This window comes from Catenulispora pinisilvae, assembly GCF_015356865.1.
GTDB lineage: Bacteria > Actinomycetota > Actinomycetes > Streptomycetales > Catenulisporaceae > Catenulispora > Catenulispora pinisilvae.
Genome location: NZ_JAAFZA010000137.1, coordinates 18,520 through 27,337, shown reverse-complemented (window position 1 = coordinate 27,337; position 8,818 = coordinate 18,520). Strand labels below are relative to the sequence as shown.

Below are 8,818 nucleotides of genomic sequence, written 5' to 3'. Positions count from 1 at the left end.
GGAAGCTAAGCCCGCCAGCGCCGATGGTACTGCCAGGGGGACCTGGTGGGAGAGTAGGACGCGGCCGGACTAAATTTGCCAGTAGGCCCCCGACAAGATTCTGTCGGGGGCCTACTGCTGTTTCCGGGGTTCTATCGGCCACCTCGACTCAGCGCTATGCGCCCTGGCCGCGGCCGGGCTCGAGCGGCAGGCCGCTGGGCCCGAGGCCGGTACTCAGTAGCGAGGCTAGGCCGGCTCTTCACTGCAAATGAAAGAGCCTTTATATATGATGCCTGTGACCTGAGCCGCAGCCACAGGTGCCTGCATTGTGGTCCGACCTGCCACGCCCATTCGCCGCGCGGCGAACCCGCCGCTGCGTTCGCCGTCAGCTTGCCGCGTCCGCTCCCGGGCAGGATGGAGCGCCCTGGAAAGCCGGCTCATCGAGGTTAACCGTGGCGTCAGTGCCCTGATGGATGCAAGGAGCCTGCGTGGTTCAGAAACCCTGCTGCAGGGTTTCACCTGCGCGGATGCTGCCCGGGGTGGCGCTGGGTACAGGATGACGACGGCCCGATCTGGAGCACGTTCCTGCGGGCTCAAGCCTCAACGATCCTGGCCACGGACTTCTTCCAGATCGAGACCATCACACTCAAACGGCTGTACGTGTCCTTCGCCTTGGAACTGGTGTACCAGACGCGTGCACATCCTCGGGGTCACCGAGCATCCGACCGCGGCCTGGGCGACCCAGCTGGCCAGAAGCGTCCTGGCCGACGTCGACGAGCGGGCCGACCGGTTCCGGTACCTGATCCGGGACCGAGACTCGATCTTCACCGGCGCGTTCGACGCCGTCTTCGCCGCCGAGAACATCGAGATCAAAAAGTCCGCGCCGCAATGCCCGAAGATGAACGCCTTCGCCGAACGCTGGGTGAAGACTGTCCGTGCCGAATGCTCCGACAGGATGCTCATCGCCAGCGACCGGCACCTGCGGATCGTCCTGGACCGGTACACGGAGCACTACAACGCCGGACGCTCGCATCAAGGCCACGGGCTGAACCTGCTGGCGCCACTGGATGACCCGAACGTCATCCCGTTCCCAGCCCACCGGATCACCCGAACGAAGATCCTCGGCGGCCTCATCAACGACTACGGCGCCGCAGCATAGGCCCTGTTCAGCGCCTCGGCGGGGTTATTGAACCTCACACCACGAACGAGTCACGACACGAACATCCACTGAGGATGACCTTGGAACAGCCGTGGCTCGACTTCCGATACCCGGTCGAGGGTCTCGTCAATCTTCCGACGAGACTCAGATTTCTGTCACGGCCCGCGTGGGTTCGGCTCGGCGGGGAGCCTCATGCCACGCCCAATGACACGATGGCTCTCTCTACTCCGAAGAGGAACCGTTCGAGATCCGGCATGGAGAAGAAGTCGAGATCCATATTGATACCCAACGACGTCATCCCCTCTTCCGTCGTCGACTTCACCACGAAGAAGCCAACCGCGTCGTCTTTCGTATGTTCACCCCAGTACACGCTTTCGGGGCCACTCATGTCCTGGGGCCGCGGGATGAGTTCTGTACCGTCCCACGCCCCGTCGTTCCTGAAGGACAGGTGATTGAAGGAGCAGGTCAGGTTGAATGTCCCGCTTCGGGTTTCCTCCACATCGCGGATCGCGGCACGGAGATCGTCTTCGTTGTAGCGGGCATAGCGATAGGAACGCAGAAGCATTCGGTCCACGTCCCTGACGATGTCGAGAAGTGGTCGATCTGCTACCGCCACCGCAACGATGGTTGCCTGCTGGAGATGCCCTATGTACCCGTGGTAGCCACTGAATCGGTTGTTGCACAGCACTTGCATTGCGACGCGCGGTTGCCCGGACATCTCGCTGAGCAGCAGTGCGGAGGCGCCGAAGAACAAGGCTTGCGAGGAGACCTTCAGGCGAGAGGTCAAGACCCGGTCTGCGTAGGTGAACCACGGTGAGACCAGCCAGGCGCTCTGGATTCGAGAGCCGTCGCAGAACCCGATTCTGTCCGGAAGGGAGCTGAGCGGCGCCACCGCGAGGACTGAGCGCCAGTAGTCGACCGATTCCGCAGACACCTTGCGGCGTGCGGGAAGCTGCTCGGCGATGGCTTCCGACACCGGGGACGATGCGGGCGGCGACAGCTCCTCCTGGCGCAGTGCGTCGAGGAAGTGGTCGATCATCAAGTAGAAGGCTGCTCCGTCGAGCACCAGATTCGAGGCCACGACTATGAATCCATGCACGACGTCGCCGAGGACCACGAAGGCCAGCCGCAACGGCGGCTCGGCGAAGACATCCACGAAGTCGTCCGGTCGGCAGACGGTCTGGTGGGCCAGCATCGCCTGTACGTCGTCGGCGCTTTCGCAGCGAAGGAGGACCCCCTCAATGGAACCGGAGCCGGTGACCTGCTGCGTTAGCTCGCCTCCGGGTGCGACCGCCAACCGTGTTCTCAGTGCCGCGTGACAGGAGATGAGGCGTCCCCACGCTTCCACGACGGACGCCAACGGGGCTGGCTCCGCCAACACTGCCCGACGCGTCATGTTCCAGCCGTCGCCCGGTTTCGCCTGCGCCCAGCACCGCCAGGCGTGCAGCTGGCCCCACGTAGCGGGATACTCCCCGTGCTCGTGTCCTGAATAGGCGATGTCGACTGTCTGGCCGTCCTTCGCCGTCTGGATCCTCTGCGGTTCGTCACGCATCATGGTCTCCGTGATCTAGATCCGTGTGACCGAGCCACCATTGCTGGCCGCGGTCCTCCCACCTCCACGTGCTGTCGGCGATCTGGGTGACCGACATGTGGTCCGGCGTTCCCTCCATGCGCAGGAGCACACCTCGGTCTGGGTGCTCCACGATCAGGGCGCTGTGACCGTCGGGCCCTTCGCACGCCCGCACCTCTCCGAGATCGCTGTCCAGGTGGGTTCGGACCGAATTCCACGGCCCGCCGTCGTCCGGGCGGGCTGGGTACCCGCTGGCCGCAGGCTCGAGTACGTCCAGGCGCTTCCAGCCCGCGCGCTGGAACGCGGCCAGCTTGGCGATGATCCGGTTTTCGGGCTGGCGAAGCTCGCCGATGAACCGGTCGAGGATCTCGATATCGACGACCCGCCAGTCGACGTTGCTGCTGATGTTCGATGCGTGCATGCGGTAGATGTAGGTCGGCACCGGGGGCACCGAGATGGGGATGCCGGCCACGGTGAAGCGCGCCCACAGGTCCCAGTCCTCGGCGCAGCCGCACTCGCGGTAGCCGCCCACAGCCTCGTAGGCGTTTCTGCTGTAGAGGCATCCGATCCCGAGGTAGTTCTGCACCAGCATCATGGGAAGTTGGAGCTCGGGGTCCGGGATGTCCAGCTTGATCATGGGGAGGTCGGCGACCGGCCCGCCCTCGAGCAAGAGCAGCTCCCGTGGTGCGATCAGGCCGGGGGCGGCCGTGTACTGCTCGGTCATGGCCGCGATGTGGTGCGGTAGGAGTACGTCGTCGGAGTCGAGCTGAAGGATGAGCTCCGCCGAGCAGCGTTCGATGGCGGCGCTTCTGGCCGCTGCTATGCCTGCGTTCTGCTCCAGACGCACCATGTGGAGCGGAAGGTGCTGCGTCCATCGCGCTGCCCGGTCGTAGGTGTCGTCGCCGGAGCCGTCGTCGACGACGACCACCTCGTCCGCGGGCTGGGTCTGCGCCACGAGCGAGGCCAGTGCCTGGTCGATGTAGCCGCTGCTGTTGTAGGCCGGGATGATGACGGCGACGCGATCATTCACATGTTCTCCTGGTGTGAGGTGTCCGGCGCGGGCCGGACGGGGAGGGTCAGAGTTCCGTTCGCGAACGCAACGCTGCGAAGGCTTCGGACGACGTGCTGCGCTCCGTACACGTTCACAGCACGGCTGTCGCCGGCCACCGCCACCACCGTTGCCCCGGCCGTCCGGCCGGCCGTGATGCCGTCCGGCGAGTCCTCGACGACGACGCAGTCTCGGATGTCCACGCCCAGCAGCCGGGCGGCCAGCAGATAGCCTTCGGGATGCGGTTTCCCGGTGACGACGTCGTCCGCCGTGACCGTGACGCCTGGCAGCCGAAGGCCGACTCGCGCGCCGCGCACCGCCATCACTCGCCTCGTCATGGAGGTCACCAGGGCGAATCGGTGTCCCTCCAGGCTCCTCATCAGACGCCGGGCTCCAGCGGTCATCCGTAGCCCCGCGAGCGCGTTCGCTTCCAACTCCTCAAGGCGGGCGTGGGCCGCGTCGGCGCTTTCGGCCGACAGCAGCCCGGCGAACATCTGACGGCTGGTACAGCCGCTGCGTGAGGCTTCGACAAGCGTGCCGACATCAATACCGAATTCTTCTGCGCACGTCCTGGCGGCCCACTCGATGCTGGCCGCCGAATCGATGAGAGTGCCGTCCACATCGAGCAGCACCGCGGCGGCGGTAAGCCGCGTGAAAGCTTCGTGGGCTGGGATCGGCGCGGCCGTTCCGCCCGGCTGGTATCCGCTTCTCATGCGTACCCGGCGGCCTGAGCGGCATACAACTGCGCGTAGCGGCCCTCGGATGCCATGAGTTCGGCGTGGGTGCCGGCCTCCGCGATGCGCGAGTCGGACAGCACGATGATGTGGTCGGCCATGGTCACCGTCGAAAAGCGGTGGGAGACCAGGATGGTCACCGCGCCGGTCTCGACGGCGACTGCGCGGGCGCGTCGGGCGAACGCCTCGAACAGGTTGTGTTCGGCCTGCGCGTCGAGGGCGGACGTCGGCTCGTCCAGGATCATCAGCAGCGGAGCGTGTCGCATCATGGCCCTGGCAAGGGCCAGGCGCTGCCACTGGCCGTGGGACAGGGCTTCCCCGCCGAACCGGGGTCCGAGCTGGGTCTCCAGGCCGGCGGGCAGTCTGGACACCAACGGCGTCGCACCTGCGGCGGCGATCGCGGCGGTGACGGTCGCCGGATCATCCATCGACGACAGTTCGCCGACTCCGACCGTCTCCCGGACCAGGAATTCGAACTTGGCGAAGTCCTGGAACACTCCGCAGGACCGGGAGGCCCATCCGGCGGGGTCGACGGCTGACAAAGGTTGTCCGTCCACGAGTATCCGCCCCGAGGTCGGCCGATACAGGCCTGTCAGAAGTTTGACGAGAGTCGACTTGCCTGCGCCGTTGACTCCGACCAGCCCGATCACACTGCCTGGTGGGAGGTGGGTCTTGAGGCCGGCCAGCACCGGACCGTCCGCGTCGGGGTATCGGAAGCCGACCTCCTCCAGGTCGATGCCGCGCTCCAAGCGGTGCAGCGCGGTCTCGCCGCCGTCGGGGAACGACGCGGCGTAGCCTTTGAGCCAGTGGTAATGCTGAGCTGCTCGTCCGGCTTGTTGGGAACGCCCCATCACGAACTGCACGCGTTGCAGTTGGTAGCTCAGCTGGCCGGCCAGAGCGATGACCAGGACGAGCGACCCCAGGCCCGTGACACCGGAACTCACCTGGCGCACCGCCAGCGCCAAGGCGCCGGCCAGCCCGGCGGCGTAGCAGGCCGCGCCCGCGAGCCGTAGTACGGTGCTGCGCATCAGCCCTGCCCGCAGGCGGTCAGTGGCTTCGTCCCACACCCCGGTCGCCTGCTCGTCCAGTACGGCGCCCGCCCTGTTGATGCGGACTTCCTTGGCCGCCTCGGCGTCGAGGCACAGACCGTGGAGATGAAGCTCCAGCCGGGTTGCCTCCACGATGGATTCCTGGGCGCGGTCGACGTGGCGCAGCCCTCGATTGCTCAGCGTGAGCGCGGCCAGCGTCGTGGCCGTCAGCGCGACCAGCCACGGGCTGACCGCGGCCAGCAGCCAGATCGTGATCCCGAGCCGGATCAGCGCGGAGGCCAGGTCGGCGGCGTTCCACACACTGCCCCCGAGCGAGATGGTCCCCTTGACCGCCAAGTGGACCCGGTTGAGGAAGTCCGCGCGTTCGAGGTGGTCGAGGGTGGGAACCCGGCTGACATAGGTGAGCACTTCGTCGGCCAGCTCCACGTTGGCCTTCATCGTCAGCCCGGCGCGGCGGTGCATGGCCATCTGCATCCCGCTCGCGGACAGCGCCTGCGCGACGGCGCCGACCACCGCCGCGGTCAGCAGCCAGGGGTGCCCGTGCTGAGCAGGCCGCCGTACCCCGTCGACGATCCATCGCTGCGCGAGTCCGATGCCGGAGGACCAGACGGTGTCGCCGACCAGCAGCAGCAACATGGTCACGGTTCCGGCGCGGTCGACGCGGAGCAGAACCGCCGTGACGTGACGCAGGGCCGACAGGGTCGTCCGCATCCCGACGGCCGGGATCGGCTCGCCCGCCCCGGCCGCCGTCACTTCGTCACCTCCGAGAACCGCGAGGCTTGCAGCTTGAACAAGCGGGCGTAGACACCGCCGAGCGCGACCAGATCGTCGTGTGTCCCGGACTCGGTGATCCTTCCGCCGTCCAGGACGACGATCCGGTCGGCGGTGCGGACGTTCGACAGGCGGTGCGAGATGAGGACGACCGATGCTCCCAGGGCCCCGGCCGCGATGCGCTGATTGAAACGCTGCTCGGCCTCGGCGTCGAGGTGGGCGGTCGGCTCGTCGAGGATCAGGAGCCTGCGGCCGTGACGGATGGCGAACAGTACCCGGGCGATGGCGAGTGTCTGCCACTGACCGCCGGACAGGTCGAAGCCGCCTGCGCTGCCTGTCCACAGCGAGGTGTCGATGCCCTGGGGCAGCCGACTGATCATCGGCCCGGCGCCTGCGGCGTCCAGCGCGGCGCGTACGCCGCAGTGGTCCTGCCGGTGTTCCGGTGCCGACATCACCACGTTCTCGGCGACTGTGGTCCGGTAGTGGACGAAATCCTGGAACAGCGCAGTCATCCGTCCGCGCCAGCGGTCGGCGTCCAGCTCCCGGACATCGACGCCGTCGACGGTAATCCGTCCGGATGTCGGCTGGTACAGCCCGGCCATGAGCTTGACCAACGTGGTTTTGCCGGCTCCGTTCACACCGACTATCGCCAGCGTCTCACCGGGCCTGATCTCCAGGGTGAGCCTGTCGATGACAGCCCGGGAACTGCCGGGGTACCGGAACGTGACGTCCTGGAAGCGCACCAGCGGCGGGGTGTCGCCGGGTGGCGGCGCCGTCCCGGCCGGCCGGACCTCGAGCACGCGTGCTTCGACTCTGGACAGCGCCTGCACCGTCACCACTCCGTATTCGATGTCGAAGACCTCCTGGCCGAAGACCTGGAGTTGCATGACCACGAACCCGGCGGCCAGGCATCGGGCGATCGTCCCGGCCGACTGGCCGGACCCGCCGACCGTCCACAAGAGCAGCCCGGCAGTGGCCAGTGCCACAGTCACCGACACGCCCTGGCGCCTGGTGACGGACTCCCGAGCCGCCCATTCCGGCTCGCGGCCGGCCAGCTCGGCGCGGCGGGCGCGGCCGACCGTCCAGGGTCCGAGTCCGAAAAGGCGGATGTCCTTCGCGGCGTTCGGCTCGGTCGCCAACCGGCTGTAGTAGTCGGACCGCTGGAAGTCGGCGGCCCGTGACTCTCCGACGGCCGTCAGCCACACCAGCTGGCGACGCAGCATCGTGCGCATGACGAGTGAGGCCACGGTGATGAACAGGGCCAGCACCGGGAAGCGTAATCCGAGCACGACGGCGGCCGAGCCGGCCGACACCATCTGGAAGGCCAGCGTCAGCTGACCGGCCACGGCGTTTCCGGGGGACCGGACCCGCCATCCCAGACCCAGATCGCACGCGCGCTCCACGTCCTGGACGAACGCGGGATCGTCGAGATGTTCCACGCCTGTCGGGGTCAGCGCGATCGTCCGGATCCTGGCGCGGATCGCCCCGTCGACGTGCCGGGCCGCCACCCCCGCGTACTGGGTCTGGAACACCGCCGCGGCCTGGGCCGCGAGCACGGTCGCGATCACCGCCGCCAACGCCGGCACGGCCTCGCCGAAACGGGGCTGCGGCACCGCCAGCGATCCGACCAGCCAGCCGGTGGCCACCGCGGTCCCGGTGATGCCGACCACGCCGACGGCCTGAGCCGCCAGCAGGCCCGAAACGGTGCGTCCCCCCGCGAAACGCAGCAGCTTCAGAAGGATCCATCGTTCCCGTGCCAGCGCCGCCATCGCCGATGGGCGCAGGGCGCCCACCCCGCGCCGCGCGTCGGTGCCGAGGGCCTCCGTCTGTCTCCTTCGCACGTGCGTCCTCGGTTCTCAGGGCTCGCCGACGCCCCTGCGGGCCCGATGTGCTCGGGAGGGCACGAGGTGCGGCGCAGCGACGGCCGGCGTCCGGCGGTTACGGGTGGAGCTGCGCGATCGCGTTCATGACGTCGTCGTACCAGGTCAGGTGTCCCTCGGGCCGGTCGGCGGGCAGATACCAGCCGTCCGCCTGGGCCAGGCCGAGCACCCGGGCCAGGTCGCGCAGGTGCCGGACTCCGTCAGCCCAGGCCTTCATCGCCTGCGCTCTGGAATCGACTCCTGCCACGCCCAGATCGTCCCGGACGAAGGCGATGACGGCCGCGGTGTCCTGCCCGATCGCTGACAAGGCGCCGGGGGCCGGTCGCTCCAGCAAGTCGGCGGCTGTGGCCCCGAGCGCAGGACTGACCTGTGAAAGCGATTGCAGCAGCGCACAGATCTGCTCAGCCCGATCGTCCAGCGGCGGGCCCGCGAGCCGGACCGCGCACAGGTTCAGCTCGATCCCGGTCGCGAGCAGCCCTTCCCTGGCCCGCCACGCCAGTTCCGGCTGCTCCGCGGCCATGGCACCTTCGAAATCGAAGTACTGTGCCATCACCTCCAGCTGGAGCGTGTTCGTCCGGCGCAGCGTTCGCAGCCGTTCCATGAGGTCGTCGATGTCGGACCACATCGT

At 67.8% G+C, this 8,818-nt stretch carries 7 protein-coding genes and 1 rRNA gene; 2 read left to right on the top strand and 6 right to left on the bottom strand.

Annotation, left to right across the window (positions count from 1 at the left end):
- Positions 1-70: ribosomal RNA gene (rrf, locus tag IZR01_RS54815) — 5S ribosomal RNA — on the top strand; the annotation flags it as partial.
- A gap of 603 nt (positions 71-673) precedes the next feature.
- A complete protein-coding gene (locus tag IZR01_RS53595; RefSeq protein ID WP_323746009.1) occupies positions 674-1,138 on the top strand; it encodes an integrase core domain-containing protein in 465 nt (154 codons plus the stop codon).
- Between the two features lie 190 nt (positions 1,139-1,328).
- On the opposite strand, the gene IZR01_RS30715 is transcribed toward IZR01_RS53595, so the two are convergent.
- The 6 genes from IZR01_RS30715 to IZR01_RS30690 form a co-directional block, all read right to left on the bottom strand.
- Positions 1,329-2,693: a condensation domain-containing protein gene (locus IZR01_RS30715; protein WP_194890860.1), complete on the bottom strand. Its 1,365-nt coding sequence runs from the start codon at positions 2,691-2,693 to the stop codon at positions 1,329-1,331.
- Positions 2,683-3,738 (bottom strand): glycosyltransferase family 2 protein, encoded by a 1,056-nt coding sequence (locus IZR01_RS30710; protein WP_194890861.1) that lies wholly within the window; start codon positions 3,736-3,738, stop codon positions 2,683-2,685. The genes IZR01_RS30715 and IZR01_RS30710 overlap by 11 nt, the downstream gene beginning before the upstream one ends.
- Entirely contained in the window at positions 3,735-4,388 is a 654-nt protein-coding gene (locus IZR01_RS30705; RefSeq protein WP_194890862.1) for an HAD-IA family hydrolase, read from the bottom strand. The genes IZR01_RS30710 and IZR01_RS30705 overlap by 4 nt, the downstream gene beginning before the upstream one ends.
- A gap of 77 nt (positions 4,389-4,465) precedes the next feature.
- On the bottom strand, positions 4,466-6,292 hold the full coding sequence (locus tag IZR01_RS53590) for an ATP-binding cassette domain-containing protein (protein WP_194890863.1): 1,827 nt from the start codon (positions 6,290-6,292) through the stop codon (positions 4,466-4,468).
- On the bottom strand, positions 6,289-8,151 hold the full coding sequence (locus tag IZR01_RS53585; protein ID WP_194925913.1) for an ABC transporter ATP-binding protein: 1,863 nt from the start codon (positions 8,149-8,151) through the stop codon (positions 6,289-6,291). Before IZR01_RS53585 ends, IZR01_RS53590 begins: the two co-directional genes overlap by 4 nt.
- A 97-nt stretch (positions 8,152-8,248) precedes the next feature.
- A complete protein-coding gene (locus IZR01_RS30690) occupies positions 8,249-8,815 on the bottom strand; it encodes a hypothetical protein (RefSeq protein WP_194890866.1) in 567 nt (188 codons plus the stop codon).
- Between the last annotated feature and the right edge of the window lie 3 nt (positions 8,816-8,818).